The organism is Zobellella denitrificans, assembly GCF_002407485.1.
In the GTDB taxonomy this organism is placed as follows: Bacteria; Pseudomonadota; Gammaproteobacteria; order Enterobacterales; family Aeromonadaceae; genus Oceanimonas; species Oceanimonas denitrificans.
In genome coordinates this window covers 3,725,433-3,748,797 of sequence record NZ_CP012621.1, presented here as the reverse complement: position 1 = coordinate 3,748,797, position 23,365 = coordinate 3,725,433, and the positions used below count along the sequence as shown (strand labels likewise).

Annotated in this window: 20 protein-coding genes; 12 read left to right on the top strand and 8 right to left on the bottom strand. The window is 66.5% G+C overall.

Annotated elements, in window-relative coordinates:
• Positions 1 to 520 precede the first annotated feature (520 nt).
• The 6 genes from AN401_RS17640 to AN401_RS17615 all read left to right on the top strand — a co-directional run bounded on the left by AN401_RS17640 (position 521) and on the right by AN401_RS17615 (position 6,568).
• On the top strand, positions 521 to 1,207 hold the full coding sequence (locus tag AN401_RS17640) for a glutathione S-transferase (protein WP_096780075.1): 687 nt from the start codon (positions 521 to 523) through the stop codon (positions 1,205 to 1,207).
• A gap of 15 nt (positions 1,208 to 1,222) precedes the next feature.
• Positions 1,223 to 2,497, top strand: a complete 1,275-nt coding sequence (locus AN401_RS17635) for a mechanosensitive ion channel family protein (RefSeq protein WP_096780074.1) — start codon at positions 1,223 to 1,225, stop codon at positions 2,495 to 2,497.
• Positions 2,498 to 2,633: 136 nt separating this feature from the next.
• Positions 2,634 to 3,290, top strand: a complete 657-nt coding sequence (locus tag AN401_RS17630; protein ID WP_096780073.1) for a potassium channel family protein — start codon at positions 2,634 to 2,636, stop codon at positions 3,288 to 3,290.
• Positions 3,269 to 4,591 (top strand): TrkH family potassium uptake protein, encoded by a 1,323-nt coding sequence (locus tag AN401_RS17625; protein WP_094039585.1) that lies wholly within the window; start codon positions 3,269 to 3,271, stop codon positions 4,589 to 4,591. Before AN401_RS17630 ends, AN401_RS17625 begins: the two co-directional genes overlap by 22 nt.
• Positions 4,578 to 5,885 carry a DUF4118 domain-containing protein gene (locus AN401_RS17620; RefSeq protein ID WP_094039605.1) on the top strand — a complete coding sequence of 436 codons (1,308 nt, stop codon included), beginning with the start codon at positions 4,578 to 4,580 and terminating at the stop codon, positions 5,883 to 5,885. Before AN401_RS17625 ends, AN401_RS17620 begins: the two co-directional genes overlap by 14 nt.
• Complete coding sequence (locus AN401_RS17615; protein ID WP_094039606.1) at positions 5,882 to 6,568, top strand: response regulator; 687 nt, start codon at positions 5,882 to 5,884, stop codon at positions 6,566 to 6,568. The genes AN401_RS17620 and AN401_RS17615 overlap by 4 nt, the downstream gene beginning before the upstream one ends.
• A 274-nt stretch (positions 6,569 to 6,842) precedes the next feature.
• Here the strand turns inward: AN401_RS17615 and AN401_RS17610 are convergent, their stop codons facing one another.
• The 4 genes from AN401_RS17610 to AN401_RS17595 all read right to left on the bottom strand — a co-directional run bounded on the left by AN401_RS17610 (position 6,843) and on the right by AN401_RS17595 (position 11,762).
• Complete coding sequence (locus tag AN401_RS17610; protein WP_096780072.1) at positions 6,843 to 8,570, bottom strand: bifunctional protein-serine/threonine kinase/phosphatase; 1,728 nt, start codon at positions 8,568 to 8,570, stop codon at positions 6,843 to 6,845.
• A gap of 33 nt (positions 8,571 to 8,603) precedes the next feature.
• On the bottom strand, positions 8,604 to 10,070 hold the full coding sequence (locus AN401_RS17605; protein WP_094039587.1) for a NarK family nitrate/nitrite MFS transporter: 1,467 nt from the start codon (positions 10,068 to 10,070) through the stop codon (positions 8,604 to 8,606).
• Between the two features lie 238 nt (positions 10,071 to 10,308).
• Positions 10,309 to 10,809 carry a M48 metallopeptidase family protein gene (locus AN401_RS17600; RefSeq protein ID WP_094039588.1) on the bottom strand — a complete coding sequence of 167 codons (501 nt, stop codon included), beginning with the start codon at positions 10,807 to 10,809 and terminating at the stop codon, positions 10,309 to 10,311.
• Between the two features lie 68 nt (positions 10,810 to 10,877).
• Positions 10,878 to 11,762, bottom strand: a complete 885-nt coding sequence (locus AN401_RS17595; RefSeq protein ID WP_096780071.1) for a DMT family transporter — start codon at positions 11,760 to 11,762, stop codon at positions 10,878 to 10,880.
• Between the two features lie 102 nt (positions 11,763 to 11,864).
• Between AN401_RS17595 and AN401_RS17590 the strand changes: the two genes are divergently transcribed.
• Entirely contained in the window at positions 11,865 to 13,301 is a 1,437-nt protein-coding gene (locus AN401_RS17590; protein WP_094039591.1) for an aminotransferase-like domain-containing protein, read from the top strand.
• Here the strand turns inward: AN401_RS17590 and AN401_RS17585 are convergent.
• The 3 genes from AN401_RS17585 to bfr (AN401_RS17575) form a co-directional block, all read right to left on the bottom strand.
• Positions 13,283 to 14,143, bottom strand: a complete 861-nt coding sequence (locus tag AN401_RS17585; protein WP_096780070.1) for a (2Fe-2S)-binding protein — start codon at positions 14,141 to 14,143, stop codon at positions 13,283 to 13,285. The genes AN401_RS17590 and AN401_RS17585 overlap by 19 nt on opposite strands.
• 158 nt (positions 14,144 to 14,301) lie before the next feature.
• Positions 14,302 to 14,772 (bottom strand): bacterioferritin, encoded by a 471-nt coding sequence (bfr, locus tag AN401_RS17580; RefSeq protein ID WP_096780069.1) that lies wholly within the window; start codon positions 14,770 to 14,772, stop codon positions 14,302 to 14,304.
• Between the two features lie 12 nt (positions 14,773 to 14,784).
• Positions 14,785 to 15,249, bottom strand: a complete 465-nt coding sequence (gene bfr, locus AN401_RS17575) for a bacterioferritin (RefSeq protein ID WP_096780068.1) — start codon at positions 15,247 to 15,249, stop codon at positions 14,785 to 14,787.
• Between the two features lie 446 nt (positions 15,250 to 15,695).
• Here bfr (AN401_RS17575) and AN401_RS17570 point away from each other — a divergent pair, with 446 nt between their 5' ends.
• Genes AN401_RS17570 through AN401_RS17550 form a run of 5 tightly spaced genes read left to right on the top strand, consistent with a single transcriptional unit; the run spans position 15,696 to position 21,481 of the window.
• Positions 15,696 to 17,843, top strand: coding sequence for a TonB-dependent receptor (locus AN401_RS17570; protein WP_157772321.1), 2,148 nt, complete (start codon positions 15,696 to 15,698; stop codon positions 17,841 to 17,843).
• Complete coding sequence (locus AN401_RS17565; protein ID WP_157772319.1) at positions 17,837 to 18,736, top strand: ABC transporter substrate-binding protein; 900 nt, start codon at positions 17,837 to 17,839, stop codon at positions 18,734 to 18,736. Before AN401_RS17570 ends, AN401_RS17565 begins: the two co-directional genes overlap by 7 nt.
• Positions 18,717 to 19,718 (top strand): FecCD family ABC transporter permease, encoded by a 1,002-nt coding sequence (locus AN401_RS17560; RefSeq protein ID WP_096780065.1) that lies wholly within the window; start codon positions 18,717 to 18,719, stop codon positions 19,716 to 19,718. Before AN401_RS17565 ends, AN401_RS17560 begins: the two co-directional genes overlap by 20 nt.
• Positions 19,715 to 20,686 (top strand): FecCD family ABC transporter permease, encoded by a 972-nt coding sequence (locus AN401_RS17555; protein WP_157772317.1) that lies wholly within the window; start codon positions 19,715 to 19,717, stop codon positions 20,684 to 20,686. Before AN401_RS17560 ends, AN401_RS17555 begins: the two co-directional genes overlap by 4 nt.
• A gap of 3 nt (positions 20,687 to 20,689) precedes the next feature.
• Positions 20,690 to 21,481, top strand: coding sequence for an ABC transporter ATP-binding protein (locus AN401_RS17550; protein ID WP_094039599.1), 792 nt, complete (start codon positions 20,690 to 20,692; stop codon positions 21,479 to 21,481).
• 72 nt (positions 21,482 to 21,553) lie between these two features.
• Here the strand turns inward: AN401_RS17550 and AN401_RS17545 are convergent, their stop codons facing one another.
• The gene (locus AN401_RS17545; RefSeq protein WP_096780063.1) at positions 21,554 to 23,362 is read right to left on the bottom strand and encodes an IucA/IucC family protein; all 1,809 of its coding nucleotides are present in this window, start codon (positions 23,360 to 23,362) and stop codon (positions 21,554 to 21,556) included.
• Between the last annotated feature and the right edge of the window lie 3 nt (positions 23,363 to 23,365).

Here is a 23,365-nt window from a genome sequence, read left to right as displayed (position 1 = left end):
GGTGACGAGCCCGGCGATGGGCCGCCGATGGATGTTGCGGAGCCGTTCATATTCCTTTCTCCCTGTGAATGATTCACTGCGGTATTGAATAGGGGATCCTTACCCTGTGCCGTTCCATCGGCGGGGTCACTGTAATTAAGGTGCGGTGCCGAGTTCTTATCGAAGCCGGAAATATTTTGCTTCACTATCGGATTTACAACAAGCCCATCTGCGGATGATCGTCGATGGCGTACCCTGTTTCGGGAGGGAACCCCGCTTTCTCCCTGATTCCCGCATTTTTGAGCAGTTTGACTCCGGGCGGTTGCTTAAAAACGACATGGACATGTCCACCAGCCCCACGACTGGTCAGGGAATGACGGCCCCGAAGCAGGGCGGGCCGGCGGCTTCCCTTAGCGCCGGTTTACGATCCTTTGTACCCGGCCAGCGCGGACCAAGAGGCAGAACTCGGATGAAGCCGCTCCCGACCTGTGTCAGTATGGAAACCTGCTTTTTCGACAGTGGATTATCAGGGGGGATTAAGATGATAACCCTGCATTATCTGAACAACTCCCGTTCCCAGCGCATCCTCTGGCTGCTGGAGGAACTGGGACTGGAATACCGGGTCCAGCATCATGAACGGGATAAAGAAACCCAACTGGCGCCGGAAAGCCTGAAAAAGGTCCATCCACTGGGCAAGGCGCCGGTGATCACCGACGGCGACCTGACCCTGGCCGAGTCCGGCGCCATCGTCGACTACCTGGCCCAGACCTATGGCCGGGAAGCCCTGCTGCCGGCGGCGGACTCCCCCGCCTGGTGGGACTATGTGTACTGGCTGCATTACGCCGAGGGCTCGCTGATGCCGCCGCTCTTGATGCGCTACGTGTTCGACAGGGTCAAGGCGGCGCCGGTGCCCTTCTTCGTCCGGCCCCTGGTCAACAGGATAGTGACGGAGGTGGACAAGGCCTTCCTGCGGCAACAGATCAAGACCCATCTCGACTTTGTGGAGGATCACCTTTCCTGCCACGACTGGCTGGTGGACGGGCGCTTCGGCGCCGCCGACATCCAGCTGAGCTTTCCGCTGGAGGCGGCCCTGAGCCGGACCGGCATGGGCGGGCAGTATCCCCGTATCCGGGACTATGTGGCGCAGCTGCAGGCCAGGCCTGCCTACCTGCGCGCGCTCAAGGCCGGCGGCCCCTACGCCTACGGGCCGGCGGTCACACCACCATAACAACGGGAGTCGTGTATGCAGGCGCAAGTCATGAACTGGCTGGAAGCCTATCAACTGGAATTTTCCGATCTCATTGCCTTGCTGCTGGTGCTGGGTTTTATCCTGGCCACCTCGGTCATCATTCACCTGGTGTTGCACCGGCTGGTGCTCCGGGCGGTGGAGACGCTGGCCCGGCGCTCCCGCCACTGGTGGAAGCGGGTGCTGTTCGACAGCAAGCTGTTCAACCGTCTGGCCTTCACCCTGCAGGGGGTCATCATCCATGTGCAGGCCGGGCTCTGGCTGAGCGGTGGCGGCCTCACCCTGGCGGTGATCCAGACCCTCGCCCACCTGTGGATACTGCTGTTCGGCCTGCTGTCGCTGTTTTCCCTGCTCGACGCCCTGCTGGATATCTCGGTGCAGTCGCGCACCGCCCGCAACCTGCCCCTGCGCGGCCTGTTCCAGGGCATCAAGCTGGTGGGCGCCATCCTGGTCGTCATCCTGATGGTGTCGGTGCTGATCGGCAAGTCGCCGGTGATCCTGTTCAGCGGCCTGGGCGCCATGACCGCCGTGACCATGCTGGTGTTCAAGGATCCCATACTGGGGTTGGTGGCCGGCATCCAGCTCTCCGCCAACAACATGCTGTCGGTGGGCGACTGGCTGGAGATGCCCAAGTACGGCGCCGACGGCGAGGTGATCGACATCGCCCTGACCACGGTCAAGGTGCGCAACTGGGACAACACCATCACCACCATTCCCACCTATGCGCTGATCGCCGACTCCTTCAAGAACTGGCGCGGCATGAGCGAGTCCGGCGGCCGGCGCATCAAGCGCAGCCTGCACCTGGATGCCAGCAGCGTGCACTTCCTGGATGAAAGCGAACTGAAGCGGCTGCACAAGGCCCAGTTGCTGGCCCCCTACCTGGACGACAAGGTGCAGGAGCTGGGCCGCCACAACAGCGAGCAGCAGGCGGATCTGTCGTCCCTGGTCAACGGTCGCCGGCTGACCAACCTGGGCACCTTTCGCGCCTATCTCAACGCCTACTTGCGGGCCCATCCGCACATCCACCAGCAGATGACGCTGATGGTGCGCCAGCTGGAGCCGGGCTCGAACGGCGTGCCCATGGAGATCTACGCCTTTACCAACACCACCAAGTGGGTGGAATACGAGGGCATCCAGGGCGACATCTTCGACCATATCTTCGCGGTGCTGCCCGAGTTCGGGCTGCGGGTGCACCAGACCCCCACCGGCTACGACATGCGGGCCCTGGGCGAGGGGCTGGTCCAGATGACGGGCTACCGGGAAGCGGGCTGAGCGTCCGCCGGCGGACATGGGTCGTCCTGGCCGGCCCATGTCTTTACAGTTTCTTTATATCCGTCCCCGCAATCTAAACACCCTCCTTATGCGTGTTTTCGTAGGCTTGGCTCATGGCTTACGGAGACTTCAAACCATGGCAAAAAAACGTATTGCGGTGATCGGCCTGGGCCGGTTCGGCTCGGCCTTCTGCCGGGCGGCGCGGGGCGCCGGCCTGGAGGTGATGGCGATGGACTCGGATCAGGGGCGGGTGCACGCCATCGCCGATGATGTGGCCGAGGCCATCATCGCCGACGGCACAGACCCCAAGGTGACCGCCAGTATCGACTGGCGGCAGTTCTTCGCGGTGGTGGTGGCCATCGGCACCGATCTGCAGAGCAGCCTGATCACCATCCTCAACCTGAAGGAGGCGGGGGTGGAGGCGATCTGGTGCAAGACCCGCGACAGCTATCACCACAAGCTGGCGCTGAAGATGGGCGTGAGCCGGGCCATCAACCCGGAGCAGGCCATGGGCGAGATGGTGGCGGCCTGGCTGGGCCACCCGGAGCTGTGCAGCCGCCAAGTGCTGTCCACCGGCCAGGTGGTGGCCGAGATCGAGGTCACCTCGGCCCATATCGAGCGCAACATCATGTCCCTGCTCGGGCGGCACCAGGTGAAGCTGCTGTCCCTGTCCCGCTACAAGGACTACCAGCCCGAGCAACTGGCCCAGGCGGGCCGGCTGCAGCCGGGTGACAAGCTGCTGTTACTGGCCGGCGAGGAGCAACTGGAAGCATGTCTGCGCAGCTTGTCCTGACCCACAAACGGCTGGGCTCGCCGGCGCTGCTGCTGTTGCAGGGCTACCTGGCGCTGGCCCTGGCCGGCAGCCTGCTGCTGCTGTTGCCCGCGGCCCGGGTCACGCCGGTGGGCTGGCTCGACACCCTGTTCACCGCCGTGTCGGCGGTCACCGTTACCGGCCTGGTGGTGGTGGATACCGGCAGCGACTATTCGGCCCTGGGCCAGATCATCATCGGCTTGCTGATCCAGCTCGGCGGACTGGGCTACATGACCCTGGGGGCGGCGGCCATGCTGTCGTTCAACGCCAGCGTGGGGCTGCGCAACCAGGCCATGCTCAGCTCCTTCTGGCAGGTGGGGCCGGATCTGCGGCTGTCGGACGTGCTCCGCTTCTCCCTGCTGTTCAGCCTGGGGGTGGAAACGGTGCTGACGGCGCTGTTCGCCCTGCACTGGGTGCCGCTGCTGGGCTGGCAGCAGGGCCTGGGCACCAGCCTGTTCCATGCGGTGTCGGCCTTCAACAATGCCGGCTTCGCCCTGTTCGGCGACTCCCTGATGTCGGTGTCGCCGGGCTGGATGCTGCTGGCCCACGCAGCGGGCTTTATCATCGGCGGCCTGGGCTTCGCGGTGCTGTTCGAACTGCTGGTATTGCGCCGTTGCCGCAGCGTCCATACCCGGCTGGTGCTCTGGGCCACCCTGACCCTGTTGATGGTGGGTACCCTGCTGTTGCTGCTGTTCGAACAGGACCACAGCCTGGCCGGGCTGGGCTGGCGGGAACGCCTGCTGCACGCCTTCTTCCAGAACGCCACCGCCCGCACCGCCGGCTTCAACAGCCTGGACATCGCCGCCATGAGCCCGGCCGGGCAGAGCTGGCTGATGCTCAACATGGTGATCGGCGCCGGCCCCGGCTCCACCGCCGGCGGCATCCGCGTCACCACCTTCGTGCTGCTGATCACCGGGGTGGTGGCGGCCCTGCAGGGCCGCACCGAAACCCGCATGCTGGGTCGGATGCTGGGGGTGGAGTACATGCTGCGGGCCGCCGGCATCCTGGTGATCACCCTGATCCTGTTGCTGCTGGTGACCCTGCTGGCCTTCTACCTGATGCCCGGGGCGGATCCCTTCGCGATGATCTTCGAGCTGATCTCGGCCCTGGGCACGGTGGGGTTGTCGACGGGCATGACCGGGGAGTTGAGTCCGGGGGGCAAAGTGCTCATCATGGCAGTCATGATGATTGGCAAGCTGAGCCCGGTGTATCTGTTTACCGCCCTGGCGGGCAACCCGGAGCGTCCGCTGCGCTATGCGGGAGGCCGTATTGCCCTGGGATAATCCACGTCTGCCGCCCTGGCTTGTGAGCCTGGGCGGCCCCCTGCTGGCAGTGCTGCTGTTGCTGCCGCTGCGGGGCTGGCTCACCACCACCGACATCGCCATGGCGCTGCTGCTGGTGGTGGCGGTAATAGCGGTGCGCCAGGGCAGCCGCCGCGCCAGCCTGGCCACGGTGCTGAGCGTGCTGCTGTTCGATGTGCTCTTCGTCGAGCCCTACTACACCCTGCACGTGCACAACCTGGACTACCTGCTCACCTTCGCCGTCATGCTGGCGGTGGGCCTGCTGATCAGCCGGCTCAGCGGCCAGTTGCGCGGCCGGCTGGAGCGGGTGCGCCAGCTGTTGCGCCAGCTCAGGGGCATGTTCCTGCTGGCCCGGGGCCTGCCCGGGCACGGCCGGCCCGAAGCCATGTACGAGTTCGTGACCCAGCTGCTGGGCCGCCGGCTGGGCAGCCCGGTCAGCATCCACCCCGAGCCGCCGGCAGAGGGCGAGGCGCTGCCGGTGTTCGACAAGCAACGGCTGGTGGCCTACCTCTGCTGCGCCACCGGCCCCTACAAGGCCAACCGCACCCTGCTGCGGGTGGCGGCCTCGTTGCTGGGCCAGTCCCTGACCCGGGGCCGGCTGGCCCGGGCCGAGCAGGAGGCCCGGCTGGAGGCGGAGCTGGCCAGCGGCCGCAACGCCCTGCTGCGCTCCCTGTCCCACGATCTGCGCACGCCGCTGGCCAGCATCATGGGCAACGCCAGCATGCTGGCGGACCCCCAGGTGCGCCTGGGCGAGGCGGAATACCGGGAGATCGCCGAGGCCATCTACCAGCAGAGCCGGGTGCTGAGCAGCCATTTCGACAAGGTGATGGAGCTCAACCGGGTGCAGCGCCAGGAGCAGCCGAGCCTGCAGGTGGTGATGCCGGAGGAGGTGGTCAGTGCCGCCCTGCGCCGGCGTGGCAACCTGTTCGACGAGGTGCGCTTCGACTTTACCATCGACGACGACACCCCGGTGCAGGGCGACGCCACCCTGCTGGAGATCGCCCTGGCCAACATGCTGGAGAACGCGGTGCGCCACGGCCAGGCGCCCTTCCGGCTGGAAGGGCACTGGCACGGCGAACTCTACGCCTTTACCCTGAGCAACGGTTGCGGTGGCCGGGCGGTCCGGTTGCAGCGGGACGGCGGCGCCGGCCTGGGCGTGCCCATCTGCCGGGCGGTGGCGGACCTGCATCAGGGCGCCTTCTACCTGACCGAGAGTGATGACGGACACACGATGACGGCCCGCCTGGTGTGGCCGGCCTGGAGAAAAGCAGCATGACGGCCAACCAGCCCCATATCCTGATCATCGAAGACGACGCCTCCATGGCCCGTTTTCTGCAGACCCTGCTGCGCAGCCACCAGTACGGGGTGGAGGCGGCGGCCGGCGGCGCCGAGGGGTTGCGCTGCCTGAGTGGCCGTACCCCGGATCTGGTGCTGCTGGACCTGGGCCTGGGCGACATGGACGGGGTGGCGCTGCTGCGCGAGCTGAGAGCCTGGTCCGCGATGCCAGTGATCGTGATCTCGGCGCGGGAGCGGGAGGCGGAAAAGGTGGAGGCCCTGGACGCCGGCGCCGACGACTACCTGACCAAGCCGTTCGGTGCCCAGGAACTGCTGGCGCGGATCCGGGTGGCCCTGCGCCGCCCCGGGCGGGACGCCGAACTGCCCCTGCAGTTGGGGGACATCACCGTGGATCCGGCGGCGCGGCGGGTGTGCAAGGGCGGCGAGCCGCTGCACCTGACCCCCACCGAGTACAAGCTGCTGTTGTTCCTGCTGCGCCACGCCGAGAAGGTGGTGACCCACCGCCAGATCCTGAGCGCGGTCTGGGGCCCCGCCCACGTGGAGCACCACGAATATGTGCGGGTGCACATGTCCCAGCTGCGCCAGAAGCTGGAGGCCCAGCCCGCCCATCCCCGCATCCTGCTTACCGAGCCGGGCATCGGCTACCGGCTGGTGGTGCCCTGAGCGCGTGACCAGAGTACCCTTCAGTTTAAAAATTGACCAGCATGATGTTTCTTGGGGCGCGGGCGGCCCGCCCGCATGAGGGTGGCACCGAGGTGGGCGATGGCATAGCCCAATCTGCGATGCCTGTCCTGCCTCGCGCCTGTTAAACCTGCGGTGTGGTAAGCCAATCCTCGGGTTCGCGCTGCGCGCGAAGGCAGGCGGGCCGCCTGCGCTCCAAGGTGTCGAACGGCGCTGTTCCTGCGTTGCCGACGGGTTCCCGCGGCTGAAGCTGCGGCTAGGCCCCGCCCAGCAGCAATGCCAGCAGCAGGATATTGCCGAGCAGCAACAACAGCGACAGCCCCCGCCAGAAGGCGAGGGGGTGGCGTTCCACCAGCGGCAGCTGCTCCTCGCGCAGGTAGGCCGGGTTGGGTTTTCTGAGGTCGGCTTCCAGCTCGGACAGGGCCGGGTAGCGCTGGCCGGGCGACAGCGCCACCGCCCGGGCCAGGGCCCGGTCGACCCAGTGGGGCAACTGGGGCTGGTACTGGCGCAGGGAGGTGTAGCGCAACCGGTTGAGCTGGCCCCGGCCGCTGGCGGCGGCCAGCCGCTCGCCGTAGGGCAGCCGGCCGCTGAGCAACTGGTAGAGGATGCAGCCCAGGGCAAACTGGTCGGCGCGGGCGTCGACCGGCTCGCCCAGCAGGTATTCCGGCGCGGTGTATTGCTTGGTGCCGAGCAGGGCCTTGCGGGCGATGGGGGTGGCGATATCGGCGATGCCGGCGATGCGGGCGGAGCCGAAGTCGATGATCTTGGCCACCCCTTCCGTGGTCACCAGTATGTTGCCGGGCTTGAGGTCCTGGTGCAGCATGTCCAGCCGGTGAAAGGCGCGCAGCCCGGCCACCAGCTGGGGCAGCAGCCGACGCACCTGCTCCAGCGGCAGGGGGCCCTCGTCGTCCAGCAACTGCTCCAGGGTGCGGCCCTCCAGGTATTCCAGCACATAGTAGAGAAAGTGCCGGGGCCGGCGCTGCTCCAGTACCCGCACCACATGGGGATGGTTGATGCGCCGGCCCACCCATTCCTCCAGCTGGAACCGCTCCAGGTAGGCGGGATCGTCCTCGAAGTTGACCGAGGGGGTCTTGAGCACCACCTGCTCGCCGCCCTCGGTGTCCACCGCCAGGTAGAGCTGGCTGGTGGAGCTGGCGTGCAGCTCGCGCAGGATGCGGTAGCCGTCGAGCACCATGCCCGGCTCCAGCTCGGGCGGAAAGGGCAGGTCGGTGAGGCGGGCGACCACCTCGTCCATCTCCGGCCGCGGCAGGGCGTCGATGCACAGCAGCTGGCAGCTGAGGTTGTCGTCGCTGCCGCCGGCCAGGGCCGCCTCGCAGATGGCGGCGGCGCAGGCTTCCGGCTCCGGATGCCGGTGCAGCAACTGCCTGAGCTCGGCATCGGGCACGAACTCGTAGACGCCGTCGGTCAGCAGCAGGAAGCGGTCGCCGGGCTCGGCCGGCAGCGACTTGTAGTCGATCTCCAGGCCGTAGTCCACGCCCAGGGCCCGGGCCAGGTATTCCCGGCCCTGACCCAGGCGGATGCGGTGATCCTGGGTCAGGGGTTCCAGATCGCCGTTGCGCCACAGGTAGATGCGGCTGTCGCCCACGTGAAACAGGTGGGCGGTGGTGGACTTGAGCACCAGGGCGGAGAAGGTGGTGGCGGCGGAGCGGGATTCGTTCAGGAACTGGCTGCCTTGGCTGCACAGCCAGAGGTTGATGGCGGTGAGCACCTTGGCGCCGGACTGCTTGACCGACCAGCTGTCCGGGGTGCTGAAGTAGTCGGAGAGAAAGCCGCGCACCGCCGACTGGCTGGCCAGGGCGGCCTGGTCGCTGCTGCTGATGCCGTCGGCCAGCACGCAGGCCAGGCCCTTGGCGTCGAGCAACTGGGGGTTGTCCGGGGCGTAGAAGCCCAGGGCGTCCTGGTTTTCGGCCTTGCGCCCGGCCAGCGAGTGCTGGCCGCAGCGCACCTTGAGGCTGTTGGTCAAAGGGTATCCCTGGTTGGGTTGCTGGGCGGTGTTTTAGTGTACATCTATCATCTGCACGGTGCCGTCGGGCAGCACTTCCGCCATCTGGCCGCGCGGCTCGTCCATCAGCTGCACCACCACCATGGTGAGGGCGGCCACGGTGCAGATCACCCAGAAGAACACCTGGGGCGAGACGAAGGACAGCACGGTCAGGAACACCACCCCGCCCACGTTGCCGTAGGCGCCGGCCATGCCGGCGATCTGGCCGGTGAGGCGGCGCTGGATCAGCGGCACCACGGCGAACACGGCGCCCTGGCCGGCCTGCACGAAGAAGGAGCAGGCCATGGTGACCAGCACCGCCAGCACCAGCGGCCAGCTGCTGTCCATCTGCCCCATCAGGAAAAAGCCCATGGCGGCGCCGGCCAGGCTCAGGGTCAGGGTCCGTTTGCGGCCGAGCCGGTCGCTGAACAGGCCGCCGCAGGGACGGGACACCAGGTTCATAAAGGCGAAGGCCGAGGCCAGTATGCCCGCCTGCACCGCGCTGATGCCGAAGGTGTCGCTGAAGAACAGCGGCAGCATGGACACCACCGCCAGCTCGGCGCCGAAGGTGGCCAGGTAGCCCAGGTTGAGCACCGCCACCTGCTTGAACTTGTAGCGATGGATGGCCGGCACGGGCTTGTGGAAGATGTCCTTGTTGACCTTGACGATGTGATACAGCTGCCAGGCGAACAGCACGGCCAGCAGGGCGTAGATCAGCTGGCTGGCGGTGGCGGACAGCAGGGACACGCCGGCCGGCGACAGCTTCCAGGTGAGCAGGGCCAGGGCCGCGTACAGGGGGATGCTCATCAGGATGTAGAGCACGAAATCGCCCTTGCTGGTCACTTCCATGGCGCCGGTCTTCTTGGGCTTGAAGTAGGTGGAGCCCTTGGGGGTGTCGGACACGCTGAAGTAGTAGATGAAGGCATAGACCAGGGCGATGGCGCCGGTCAGGCCCAGGGCGTAGCGCCAGCCATTGTCGCCGCCGAACAGCAGGGCGATGGCCGGAAGCACCATGGCGGCGGCGGCGGAGCCGAAGTTGCCCCAGCCGCCGTAGATGCCTTCGGCCAGGCCCACCTGCTTGGCGGGAAACCACTCGGAAATCATGCGGATGCCGATGACGAAGCCGGCACCGACAAAGCCCAGCATAAAGCGGGCCAGGGCCATCTGCTCAAAGCTCTGGGCCAGGGCGAAGAAGAAGCAGATCAGGCTGGAAATCCCCAGCAGCAGCGAATACATGACGCGCGGGCCGAATTTGTCCACCAGCATGCCCACCACGATGCGGGCCGGTATGGTCAGGGCCACGTTGAGGATCAGCAGGGTGGACACCTGCTGGCTGGTCAGCCCCATGGAGTCGCGGATAAACACCATCAGGGGGGCGTGGTTGAACCAGACCACGAAGCTGATGAAAAACGCCAGCCAGGTTAGATGCAGGACGCGGCTGTTGCCGCTGAAGGACAATAGTTTGAGTTTGGAAGCAGACATGTGGGTGTTCTCGCTAAGCTCGTGACAATAATGTTGTACGGACCTAAGCCGGAATCATGCCAAGCTGGCAATGCCTTGTTTTTATTGCCTATTGTGTCCAAATGGCTGAGCGGTGGGCGGAGGCGGGAGCACCAAATCAAGGCGCTTTTGCAACGAAATGCACGATCACTGTGCAGAAAAAGGCCTATTGCACCAAAGTAGTACCTCTAAAGTGGTAGTTCTGCGCCATAAAGGTGCTTCAGGCGCTCTTCTGCTGGTCCCGCCACAGCAGCCAGAGCCGGGTGTCCAGCTCCAGTTGGTGATAGGTTGGTTCCATATGGCAGCACAGCTGGTAGAAGGCCTTGTTGTGCTCCTTCTCTTTGAAGTGGGCCAGCTCGTGGACCACTATCATGCGCAGGAATTCCGGCGGTGCCTCCCTGAACAGGGCGGCGACGGTGATGCTGTTGTGGGCCTTGAGCTTGCTGCCCTGCACCCGCGACTGGTAGGTGTGCATGCCGAGCGCCTGTTTGAGCACGTTGAGCTTGCTGTCGTAGCGCACCTGGCTGAGCGGCGGGCTCTTGCGCAGGTACTGGTTCCTGAGGCCGTTGATGTAGTCGTACAGCGCCCTGTCGCTCTGGATCTGATGGCGGGTCGGGTACTTGCGCTGCAGGTAACCGCCGAGCCGGCCGCTGTCGAGCAGCTCGCCGGCCTGGAGTTGGATGCTTTCCGGATAACCGGCGAGGTATTTGAGGGTATTCACCAGAGGCCCCGTACTGCTTGAACCGAGGCCCATTATACGCCGAAGCCGGGCGGCTTGTCCCCGTGGACTCAGGCGTAACGCCGGCCCAGGGCCACGCAGGCCACCACGGCCAGGCAGATCCAGATGGCCTGGGCCGAGATCGGCTCGCCCAGCAGCAGGGCGGCGAACCAGAGGGCGCCGAAGGGCTGCAGCAATTGCACCTGGCTGACCTGGGTCACGCCGCCCAGGGCCAGCCCCTTGTACCAGAAGAAAAAGCCCAGGAACATGCTGCAGCTGCCGAGGTAGATAAAGCTCAGCCAGCCCGCCGGGCTGGTGAGGGCCGGCTCGGGGCGGCTCAGCCAGATCAGCGGAGCCAGCAGCGGCAGCGACAGCACCAGCGCCCAGCAGATCACCTGCCAGCTGCCCAGCTCCCGGGTCAGCCGGGCCCCTTCCGCATAGCCCAGGCCGCACAGCACGCAGGCCAGCAACAGCCACAGATCCGCCAGCTGCCAATGGCCCTGGGCCTGCTGGCCGGCGTAGAGCAGCACCAGCGCCGTGCCTGCCAGGGCGCACAGCCAGAAGACGGGCTTTGGCCGGTGCCGGTGCAGCCAGGCGCCGGCCAGGGCAGTGCACAGGGGCAGCAGGGCGGTGACCAGCACGCTGTGGGTGGCCGACACCGTCTCCAGGGCGAGGGAGGAGAGGATGGGAAAGCCGAACACCACCCCGGCGGCCACCACCGCCAGCCGGGCCCACTGGCGGCCGCTGGGCAGGGACTGACGCGTCGCCGCCAGCAGCAGCAGGGCCAGCACCCCGCCCAGGCCGGCTCGGCCGGCACCCACGAACAGCGCCGGCATTTCCTGCACCGCGATGCGGGTGGCGGGCAGGCCGGCGGAAAAGGTCATGACCCCGAGCAGGCCCCAGGCCATGCCGAGCAGGGGGCGGGTATCGAGGGTAGGCTGGCTGCTGGTCTTCATGGCGGACTCCGGTTGCTTGCTTTTGGCCAGCTTAGCCGCTTTACTACCGGACAATCAGGACACTTCCTATAAAAATGACCCGAGTGTACAGGTAGCCACGCCATGACAATTTCCGCCGCCGATTGGGCTTTCGACAAGGCCGACAACCAGCCCTTCGTGGAGCAGCTGGTGCGCCACGCCACCCAGGCTATCGGCGAGGGGCGCTGGAAGCCTGGGGAAAAGCTGCCCTCGATCCGCGCCCTGGCCGAACAACTGGAAGTGAGCCGCTTCACCGTGGCCGACGCCTACGAGCGGCTGGTGGCCGCCGGCCTGGTGGTCAGTCGCCAGGGCAGCGGCGTTTACGTGGCGCGCAGCCCGCAAACCCGCCGGCTGGTGCTGGAGGTGGATGCCTCCGCCAGCGCCATGGCCCAGGAGGTGGCGCTGCTGCGCCAGGTGATGGATACCGAACGCTTCCGCTACAAGCCCGGCAGCGGCTGCCTGCCGGCGGACTGGCTGGGGGATCAGGACATCCGCTCCGCCCTGCGCGAGCTGGCCCGGCAGCCGGCGCCACTCACCGAATACGGCACCGCCCAGGGCCATCCCGCCCTGCGCAGCCAACTGGTGCTGCGGCTGGAGCAGCTCAATATCCAGGTGGATCCGTCTCAGATCCTGATGACCGCCAGCGCTTCCCACGGCCTGGACCTGGTGCTGCGCGCCCTGGTGCGGCCCGGCGATCGGGTGCTGGTGGACGACCCCGGCTTCTACAATTTCCTTACCCTGCTGCGGTTGATGGGGGCGGTGCCGGTGCCGGTGCCCCGGCGGCTCGAAGGGCCGGATCTGGCGCTGCTGCGCCAGGCCCTGGCCGAGCACCAGCCGGTGCTCTATATCACCAACTCGGTGCTGAGCAACCCGGTGGGGGCCAGCGTCGGCCGCGGCCGGGCCTACAAGGTGCTGAGCCTGCTCGCCGAGCACGGCTGCTGGCTGCTGGAAGACGACATCTACGCCGATTTCGACCCCCAGCAGAGCCTGCGTTATGCCAGCCTGGCCGGGTTCGAGCGCACCCTCTACCTGGGCAGCCTGTCCAAGACCCTGTCGGCGGACTTCCGGGTCGGCTTTATCGCCGGCAACCCGGCGATGATCGCCGAACTGACCGACATCAAGCTGATCACCGGCATGTCCACCCCCACCTCCACCGAGACCATCATGTACCGACTGCTCACCGGCGGCCGCTATCGCCGCCATGTGGAGCAGTTGCGTCGGCGGCTGGACGAGGTGCGGGAGCCGACCCTGGGGCGCTTCGAGGCGATGGGATTCCGGGTGGAGCACCGCCCGGCGGGCGGCTTCTTCTGCTGGCTGCGGCTGCCGGACGGCATTGGTGCCGGCCGGCTCACCAGCCTGGCCGCCGAGCAGAACCTGCTGTTGGCACCGGGGCGGCACTTCAGCCGCCAGCCCGAGGCGGACAGCCATGTGCGCATCAATATCGCCCACTGCCAGCACGAGGCGGTGTGGCGGGGGCTGGACAAGGCCCTGGAACAGGCCGCTCAGTCCGCGGCCAACTGAGCCCGTACCAGTTCGCGCAGGCGCCGGTCCCGGTTTTCCGGGTGTTCCCTGACGCAGGTGGCGCAGTAGCGGCCGCCCTGGGTGGTGTAGAAACGGCAGCAGCCGGCGCGGGTGCGGAAGCTGCGCCGGACCGGCTCGCGTCCGGGGTGGTCCGGGTCCGGCAGGACGATGTCGACAAAGCCGGTCTTGCGGTTGTACAGCGGGGAGCCGGGCTCCTTGAGCACGGCCAGGGCGAGGGCCCTGGCCCGCGCCTCGCAGCCGAGCCGCTGGCCCGCGTGCAGGAAGGCCAGCGCCACCGAGTCCGCCACCAGGCACCAGAGTCCGCGTTCGGGCAGGCCGCAGCGCCGGTGCAGCAGGCTCACCAGCGGGGTCATATGCTCCTCAAGCCCGTGCCGCAGCCGTCGCTCCGTCTCTTCTCCGGCATCGGCCGGGTAGCCGTCGGCAAAGCGCAACAGCAGGCGGTGAGCGGTGCCTTCCTGGTCCTGGTGCCGCCATTGGTACTCTTCCATCTTCAGCGCCAGCTGCGCCGGGCCGAATCCGGGCAGCCGCCCGCCCAGCAGCCGCAGCCCGGCCAGGGGCAGGGCCAGGTACCAGGCATAGCGGCCGAGCAGGAAAGCGCAGCGGGTCTTGAGATCGGTGTCGGGGTAATGGCTGCCCTCGTGTTCCAGCCAACCTTCCAGTAGCGCCGAGCCGGGCGTCATCAACGCCCCGGCCGGGGTCCAACCCGGGTCGGCGGCGCCGCACGACCAGCCGCTTTCTCCCAGCCGGGCCGACAGCTCGGCCAGTTCTTCGGCCAGGGAAGGGAGTGCCAGGGGGATCCGGAAGGAAGGGCTTGCCTGCATGGGGTCCTCGTCGGGAAAAGGGCGGCCGGATTGGACCAGCCTGAATCTGGCACAAATATTAACGATAATTGTTTTTATTTCAATGCTGGAGTTGGGAAGATTAGGCGGCGCCGCTCCGTTGGAGCGCGGGCGGCGCGCCCGCATCTGTGCGTTGTCGGTCAGCCCATCTGTGACTGCAGGTAATTCTCCAGCCCGATCTTGTCGATCAAGCCCAGTTGCTTTTCCAGCCAGTAGGCATGGTCTTGTTCCGTATCGGCCAGCATCTGTACGAGGATGGCCCTGCTCTGGTAATCCTTCTGCTCTTCACAGAGCTTGATCGCGCTTTTCAATGCCTTGTCGACGTCGTATTCGAGCTGCAGGTCGTTTTTGAGCATCTGCGGAACGTTCTTTCCGATTTTCAGGCCGGCACGCTGGGTCATGTCCGGCGTCCCTTCCAGAAACAGAATGCGTTCGATCAGCGCCGCCGCATGGCCTTTTTCATCGTCGAATTCGTGATCGATACGCTCGTACAGCTTGTTTAGCCCCCAGTCCTGATACATGCGGGAATGGATAAAATACTGATCCATGGCCGTTAACTCTCCGGCCAGCAGTTGGTTCAGGGTGTCGATGACCTTCTTGTTGCCTTTCATGCCCTAGTCTCCCTACATCTGTGCCTGCAGATAGTTCTTGATGCCGATGTCCCCTATCAGCCCCTGCTGGGTTTCCAGCCAGTCGACATACTCTTCCTCATATTCGAGGATATCTTCCAGCATGTCCCGGCTGACATAGTCCCCCTTGGACTCGCAGTAGGCGATGGCCTCGCGCAGCAGGGTCAGCTGTTCCAGCTCCAGGGCCAGATCGCACTGCAGCATCTCTTCTGCGTGCTCGCCGATACGCAGCGGGTCGAGCTTCTGGAGGTTCGGCAAGCCCTCGAGGAAGAGTACCCGCTCGATCAGCGCATCGGCCTGTTTCATGTCTTTGATCGATTTTTTGTACTCTTTTTCATCCAGCTCTTTCAGCCCCCAGTTCTTGAACATACGGGCATGGAGGAAATACTGGTTGATGGAGGTCAGCTCTGCCGTCAGGACCTGGTTCAGGTACTCAATGATCTTTTTGTCGCCTTTCATGGGAAAGCCTCTCGTGCCAATCGGGGTGAGGGTGTGGTGCTGTCGCCACTCAAAGCCTAGGCGGGAAATCGGAAGATCTCCATCGGATGAGGGGGGCGTACGGAAAACACCGGGATGGCACCCCAAGCCTTGGTGTCCACAAAATCAGAAAAAAGTTCCCTTGCATATTGCAATAGAAAATCAAATACAAAATAATGCTCAAACAAAAATTATTCTCATTTGATTTAAGGTTTCCTCTCTATGCCAAGGAACAGCGCGCCTTCATTCCCCTTCCGTCATCGCCGCCGCCTTGGTGCCCTCATCGACCGGGCTCGGTTGCCCGGCCGCACCCGTATGCCGGAAGGCTTTTTGACGTTCTGACCCATCGCAAAGGACGGGCGGAAGAGGAGGAAGGTCGCTCTTCGCCTGCCCATGGATATCGGCCTTCAGCACAGAGCAAGGATTATATGAGCAAGATAAGCAAGGTATCGCCGGTGCTGGCGATGATGGTGGCGGCCCCGCTGGCGGTGGTGGCCCAGGCGGCAGAACCCTACGAGCTGGAGACGGTGGTGGTCAGCGCCACCCGCCAGGGCATGGAGGCGAGCGAGCTGGCCCATGCGGTGACGGTGATCGACCGCGAACAGCTGGATACCCAGTTGCAAACCGCCCGCAACCTGGGGGAAGTGCTGGCGAAGACGGTGCCGGGCATGGCGCCGGCCAGCCAGACCCTGACCAACTTCAACCAGACCCTGCGCGGGCGCAACCTGCTGGTATTGATCGACGGTATTCCGCAGAACACCAGCCGTAACATCAGCCGCGACCTGATGAACATCGACCCCGCCAATATCGAGCGCATCGAGGTGCTGCGCGGTGGCAGCGCCGTCTACGGCAGCGGCGCCGCCGGTGGCGTGGTCAATATCATCACCCGGCGCAACAAGGGCGAAGCCGTGACCAAGCTGGGGGTGCAGAGCTCCCTGTCCAGGGTGACGGGTGACGGCCTGGGCTATCGCGGCGAACAGTCCCTGGGGGGCGGCAACGAGACCTTCGATTACGGTTTCAACCTGGCCTGGGAACACCAGGGCGCGGCCTTTGACGGCAATGGCGATCGCATTGCGCCCGAGCCCAGCCAGGGCGACCTGTCGGATACCGACAGCCTCAACCTGGCCGGCAAGGTCAGCTGGCACCTCGACGCCGGCACCCTGACCCTGTCCGCCAACTATCTCGACGCCAAGCAGGACACCGATTACGCCTCGGATCCGGCGGTCAATGCCGTGGCACCGGGAGATGTCCGGGCCAGGGCCATCTCCGGGCTGCAGCTGGACGAGCAGAACCGCACCCGCAACAGCCTGGTGAACCTGGCCTGGAATGCCGACCAGACCCCGCTGGGGGTGGTGGACGCCCAGCTGTACTACCGCGACTACCACGCCCGTTTCACCCCCTTTGATTCCCGTACCTTGCCCTCATCTGCTGCTGTCGCTTGGGGCAACAATGTGGCACAGACCTACCTGGACAGCGAAACCCTCGGCAGCCGGCTGACCATCAACTCGGATCTGAACGACAATACCCTGCTGCGCTGGGGGCTGGATCTGAGCCGGGAAAAATCGGAAATGCCGGTGACCACCTATGACATCGCGGCCTACGACAACAGCGGCGGCCTGGTGTTCGTCGATACCGGAGACCAGTTGTTCATGCCGCCGCTGACCCAGCGCAATATTGGCGCCTTCGCCCAGCTGGAGTACGACTTCAGCGAGCGCCTGCGCGGCGAGGCCGGCACCCGCTACGAGCACGCCAAGGCCTCCTTCGACGACTTCACCACCCTGGGCGGCAACGCCATCGAGGGCGGCGACGTCAGCTTCGACGACGTCCTGTTCAATGCCGGCCTGGTATACAGCCTGACCGACAGCATGGAACTCTACGGCAACTTCTCCCAGGGCTTCGAGCTGCCGGATCTGGGGCTGCAGCTGCGCGTCGCCCCCTCCGGCTTCAACGTGAACGACTCCGAGCTCAAGCCGCTCAAGACCGACAACTACGAGCTGGGCTGGCGGGGCGACTGGGGCTATACCCAGGGCAGCCTGGCCTTGTTCTACAGCACCTCGGATCTGGGCCCGGTAGTGATTCAGGACTTCGCCTTTGCCCAGCGCCGGGCGAAAGAACGGATCTACGGGGTGGAAGCGACCCTGGATCACCGGCTCAACGAACAGTGGCAACTGGGCGGCCTGCTGACCTGGATGGAAGGCGAGAGCTACAACGAGGCGGCGGGCGAGTGGAAGGCGCTCAACGGCTACCGTATCCCGCCGCTGCAGGTGCGCGCCTATGTGGAGTACCGTCCCTTTGAGCAGTGGCTGCACCGGTTGCAGGCCAACTACAGCGGCTCCCGGGACGACGCCTTCAAGGACAAGGTGGGCTTCGGCAGCCGCCAGGTCGACAGCTACACCACCCTGGATTACAGCACCCGCTATGATCAGGGCCGGCACGGCTTCAGCATGGGGGTGGAAAACCTGCTGAACAAGGACTACTACCATGTCTATGGCCAGTTGTTGCGGGACGGCAAGAACACCAGCCATATCCCCGCCAGTGGCGCGACCCTGAAGCTGGGTTACCAGTACCGGTGGTAAGGCGCTTTTTCCTGCCGTTGCTGGTGCTGCTGCACCCGCCGGCCTGGGGCGAAACGGCGGCCGGGTGCCGCCTTTTGCCCCATGCCATGGGCGAGAGCTGCGTGCCCGCACAGCCCCGGCGGGTGGCGGTGCTGGATACCGGCGAACTGGACATGGCCCTGGCGCTGGGGGTGACGCCCATCGCCGCCACCACCCCCTATCAGGTCGGGCAGTTTCCCGCCTACCTGGCGCCGGCGGTACCGCCGGCGTCGCTGGGGGTGGTGCAGGAGCCGGATCTGGAACGGCTGCTGCAACTGCAGCCCGATCTGATCCTGGGCAGCCGGCTGCGCCATGGCCGGCTTTATCCCCTGCTGTCCGGCATGGCACCCACCGTGTTCAGCGAGAGCGTCGGCGCCGGCTGGGCGGAGAACTTCCTGCTGTTTGCCCGGGCCCTCGACCGCGAGCCGCAAGCGGAACGGCGGCTGGCGGCCATCGATGCCCACTGCCGGCGCATCGCCGCCCTCCATGCCCGCAAGGGTCATCCCACCCTGTCGCTGGTACGCTCCATGCAGACCCACGTCCGGCTGTACCTGCGCGATTCCTTCGTCGGCAGCCTGCTGGCGCGTTGCGGGCTGGACCGGCCGGCGTCCCAGGCGGGCGGCGGCTTCGCCCGGCAACTGGCGTCGCCGCGCCATATCGCGGCCCTGGACGGCGATATCATACTGTTGAGCGAATACGCCCCCGAGAAGGGCTCCCTGATCCGGCGCTGGCGGGATTCCGCCTTCTGGTCGTTGCTCGGTGGACGGCTCTACGAGGTGGACGACGGCTACTGGATGCTGGGCATAGGCCCGCTGGCGGCGGAAAAGGTGCTGATGGATCTGGAGCGGATTATCGATGACTACTCGCCCCGTTAGTCCCTGGCGGCGTTGGCTGCCGCTGGCCGTGTTGCTGCTGTTGCCGCTGGCCCTGCTGCTCGGCGGGGATAACCTGGCCGGGTCCGGCTGGCGCTGGCTGTTGGGTGGCGGCGAGGCGATGTCGCCCGTCGATTACCTGGTGCTGACCGAACTGCGGCTGCCCCGGCTGTTGGCGGCCCTGCTGATCGGCGCGGCCCTGGGCACCGCCGGTTGCCTGCTGCAGCGGCTGACCCACAACCCCCTGGCCAGCCCCGGCCTGCTCGGGCTGAACCAGGGCGCGGCCCTGGGGCTGGTGTGCCTGCTGATCTCGCCCCTGCCCTTTACCCTGTGGCATGCCTGCCTGGCCGCCCTGGGCGGGGCCGCCCTGGCCATGGTGCTGGTGTTCGGCGTGGTCAGGCTGGCCACCGGCCGGCTGGCGGCCGACAGCCTGCTGCTGTTCGGCGCCCTGCTCAGCACCCTGCTCGGCGGCCTGGGAACCATGCTGCTGCTGCTGGATCAGCACGCGCTGGACGTGATCCGCTTCTGGTTGGCGGGCTCCCTGTCGCTGGTGGTGCCGGCCCAGCTTCCCCCCCTGGCCGCCCTGGTCTTTCCCGCCCTGCTGCTGGCGCTGCTGTGCGGCCGGCCACTGGAAATACTGGAAACCGGGGGCGACACCGCCCGCAGCCTGGGACTGAACCCGGTGCTGGTGCTGCTGGCGGTGTCGGCCGTGGTACTGCTGCTGACGGCGGCCTCGGTGGCGGTGAGCGGCCCCATCCTGTTCGTGGGCCTGGTGGTGCCGCACATGGCCCGTTTCTGGCTGGGCGAGCGGTTGCACCGGCAACTGATCGGCAGCATGGTGCTGGGCGCCGGCCTGCTGGCGGCGGCGGATGGCCTGGTGCTGGCCGTCGACGAACAGGACCGGCTGCCGCCGGGCATGGCGCTGGCCCTGCTGGGGGTGCCCTGGTTCCTGTGGCTGGTGCGACGGAGGTACCTCGAGCGGTGAAGCGACATCTGCGTCATTACGGTTATCTGTGGCTGCTGCCGCCGGTGCTGGCCTGGTGTCTGCTCAACGGCAGCGTCGACACCCTGTCGCTGCTACTGGCGCCGGAGCATCGCGGCCTGACGTTGCAACTGATCGGCGAGCTGCGCCTGCCTCGGATACTGACCGCGGCGCTGGTGGGAGCCGGGCTCGGGCTGGCGGGGCTGCTGCTGCAGACCCTGTCCCGCAACCCGCTGGCCGATCCCGGCATCATCGGCATCAACCAGGGCGCGGCGCTGGCGGTGGTGCTGGCGTTGCTGCTGATACCCGGCCTTTCCCCCCAGTGGCTGCCGTTGCTCGGGCTGCTGGGCGGCCTGGCCAGCACGGCCCTGCTGTGGTGGTTGAGCCGGGGCACGGCGGCGGTGGCCCTGATCCTGATGGGAATCGGCTTGAGCAGCCTGCTGAGCGCCCTGATCGGCTGCCTGCTGATCCTGGCCGACAGCCAGCAGATCGCCATGGTGATGACCTGGCTGGCGGGCAGTTTCGCCGGCAGCCACGGCGACCCGGCGCTTACCACCCTGGGCTGGGCGGCGCTGCTGCTGCCCGCCGGCTGGCTGCTGTGCCGGCAACTGGCGCCGCTGCAGCTCGACCCCCTGAGCAGCCGCATGCTGGGCACCCCCGTCGCCCTGCTGGAAAGCCTGTGCCTGCTGCTGGCCTGTGCCCTGAGCGCCATGGCGGTGGCGGCGGCCGGTACCCTCGGCTTCGTCGGCCTGCTGGCGCCCCATCTCGCCCGGGCTCTGCATCCGCCCCAGCCCGGCAAACTGGCGCTGCCGGTGATGGGCTACGGCGCCCTGCTGACCCTGCTGGCCGACTGGCTCGGCCGCAGCCTGTTCGCACCGGTGCAACTGCCGGCCGGCCTGCTGCTGGCCTTGCTGGGGGTACCGGTGTTCGTGCTGTTGCTGCTCTGGCAACAACGTTTGCGAGGAAAATAAGAGATGAACGAGGATGCCATCAGGGCCGAGGGTCTGAGCGTCGGCTACCGTGGCCAGCCGCTGATCGAGCGGCAGAACGTGGCGATACCGGCGGGCCGCATCACGGTGCTGCTGGGGGCCAACGGTTGCGGCAAGTCGACCCTGCTCAAGACCCTGGCCGGGTTGCAGCCCGCCCGGGAAGGGCGCATCCGGATCGGGCAAGAGAAGCTCGCCGCCATTCCGGGGCGCCGGCTGGCCCGCCGGCTGGCGTTTTTGCCCCAGCATCCCGCCGCGCCCGATACCCTGACGGTGGCGGAGCTGGTGATGATGGGGCGTTACCCCTACCGCCGTCCCCTGTTGCCGCCGGCCCCGGCGGACCATGGGGCGGTGGCCGAGGCGCTGCGGCAGACGGACATGGCGCCCCTGGCGGAGCGCCGCCTTGCCGCCCTCTCCGGCGGACAGCGGCAGCGGGCCTGGCTGGCCATGGTGCTGGCCCAGCAGACCGACATCCTGATGCTGGACGAGCCGACCAGCTACCTGGATCTCAGCCACCAGTACGAGCTGCTCAACCTGCTCCGGCGGCTGAACCGGGAGCAGGGCAAGACCCTGGTGCTGGTGCTGCACGATCTGAACCAGGCCTTCGAGTTTGCCGACCACCTTATCTACATGAAGCAGGGCCGGCTGGTCGCCGAAGGCTCGCCGGCCGAGACCGCCACCCCCGCACTGGTCGACGCCATCTTCGGCCTGCACTGCGACATCCGGCCCCATCCCCAGGCAGGCTGCCCGCTGCTGATCCCCCTGGCGGGATGCCGCTAGCCGGCGGACGAGCGCATCGAGAGGAGCGTGTGTGATGATGGTCGCGGCGCAATGCCGCGGCCGGGAGGCGCCTCAGGGGCGGAAGGGGGCGATGGGGTTGGCCAGGTTGCCGGCGAACTTGAGGTTCTGGGCGGGGTCGGCCAGGTTGATCATCTGCTGGTTGTTGCCGAGCTGGAGCCGGTTCAGGCAGGAGTGGAGGAACTCGGGCGCGAACAGGTCGTAGCGGGCGAACTTCTCCGCCAGGTGCGGATGGGCCTGCTGGTAGGCGCGCGCGCAGTCGGCCACCAGCTCCCAGAAGCGCTGCTCCGGATAGCCGGCGTGGGCCACCAGTATCTGGTTGAGGTAGCGGAAGATGCCGTCGAACACGTCGGTGAAGATCGACAGCAGCTTGAGCTCGTCGGGCACCGACACCGCGATGCGCCGTACCCCTTCCGGTAGCGTCGCCTCGGGGTCGAGCACCGCTATCTCCTCGGCGATGTCCTTCATGATCGCCTTGACCGGTACCTGGCCGTCGAGCACCAGGATCAGGTTCTCGCCGTGGGGCATGAAGGCCAGATCATAGGTGTAGAAGGCGTGCAGCAGCGGGCTCAGGTAGCAGTCCAGGTAGCGGCGCAGCCAGTCGTCGCCGTCCAGCCCCGAGGCTTCGATCAAGGCCGGCAGCAGGGCCCGCCCTTCTTGATCCACATGCAACAGCGCCGCCATGGTCATCAGCCGCTGCCCCGGGCCGGCCTGGGGCAGCGGGCTTTCGCGCCAGAGCGCGGAGAGCATCTTCTTGTAGGGACTGTCCTGTTTCACCGCCTGGTCGTAGTGGGAGTGGCGATAGCCGATGGAGGCCACCTCCCGCAGCATGGTGAAGCCCTTGGCGGCGAAGTAGGGATCGGCGGCGAGCAGGGCGTGCAGCCACTGGTTGATGGCCGGGGTGGCGCTCATGTAATAGGGCGACAGGCCGCGCATAAAGCCCATGTTGAGGATGGACAGGGCCATCTTCACATAGTGCCGGTCGGGCCGGCTCAGGTTGAAGAAGGTGCGGATCGACTGCTGGGCCTGGTAAGCGTCCGGCCCAGTACCCAGGTAGACGATATGGCGGGCGGCGATGTCGGGGGAGAAGATGCTGACTACCTTGTTGTGCCACTGCCAGGGATGAACCGGCATCAGCAGGTAGTCGGCGGCATGCTCCACCTGGGCCGCCAGGCGCTCGTCGAAGGCGGCCAGGGTGTCGGGGTCGAACTCCCGGCGCAGCAGCTGCTCGTAGCTGAGCTCGTCGAGGCAGGCGAACCGGGCCCGACTCTTGTGCACTCCTATCCAGATCAGGCTCACCGGCGACGCGGCCTCGGGGGCGTAGGCGGCGTAGTCGTTGCCGTCGAAGCCGATGCGGCCGTTGTTGGCGACGAAGGCGGGGTGGCCCTCCATCATCGCCGCCTCCACCTGCTGGAAGTCGGCCTCGAGCAGTTCGGCCACCAGCGGGCCGCCCTTGGCGTGCTTGTAGGCGCTGCCGTACAGGGTGCTGGTGATCTCTTCCATGTAGGTGGGCAGCATGGCGTCCGCAATGCCGAGCCGGTGCTGGAACTCGGCGATGAAGCTGAGCGAGTCGAGGGGGGCGGGCGCGCCCGCCACCCGTTTTTCGATGGACTCGGCGTCGATGTCCCAGTGTTCCAGGCTCAGCAGCCGGGCGCGGAAGCGGTATTCCACCTCGCCCTCGTCGGCGGCCAGCCGGTAGTGGCCCCAGCCGTCCCGGTCGCGCCGCCACTCGGGGGCGAGCAGGCGCTCGTGGGAGAATTCGCTCAGCGCCTTGCGCAGGTGCAGGCGGTTGACCCTGGCCCAGCGCTCGGGTTGCAGGTGGACCACGGCCTGGGCCGGGGAAAAGAAGGGTTGTGCGGTCATGGG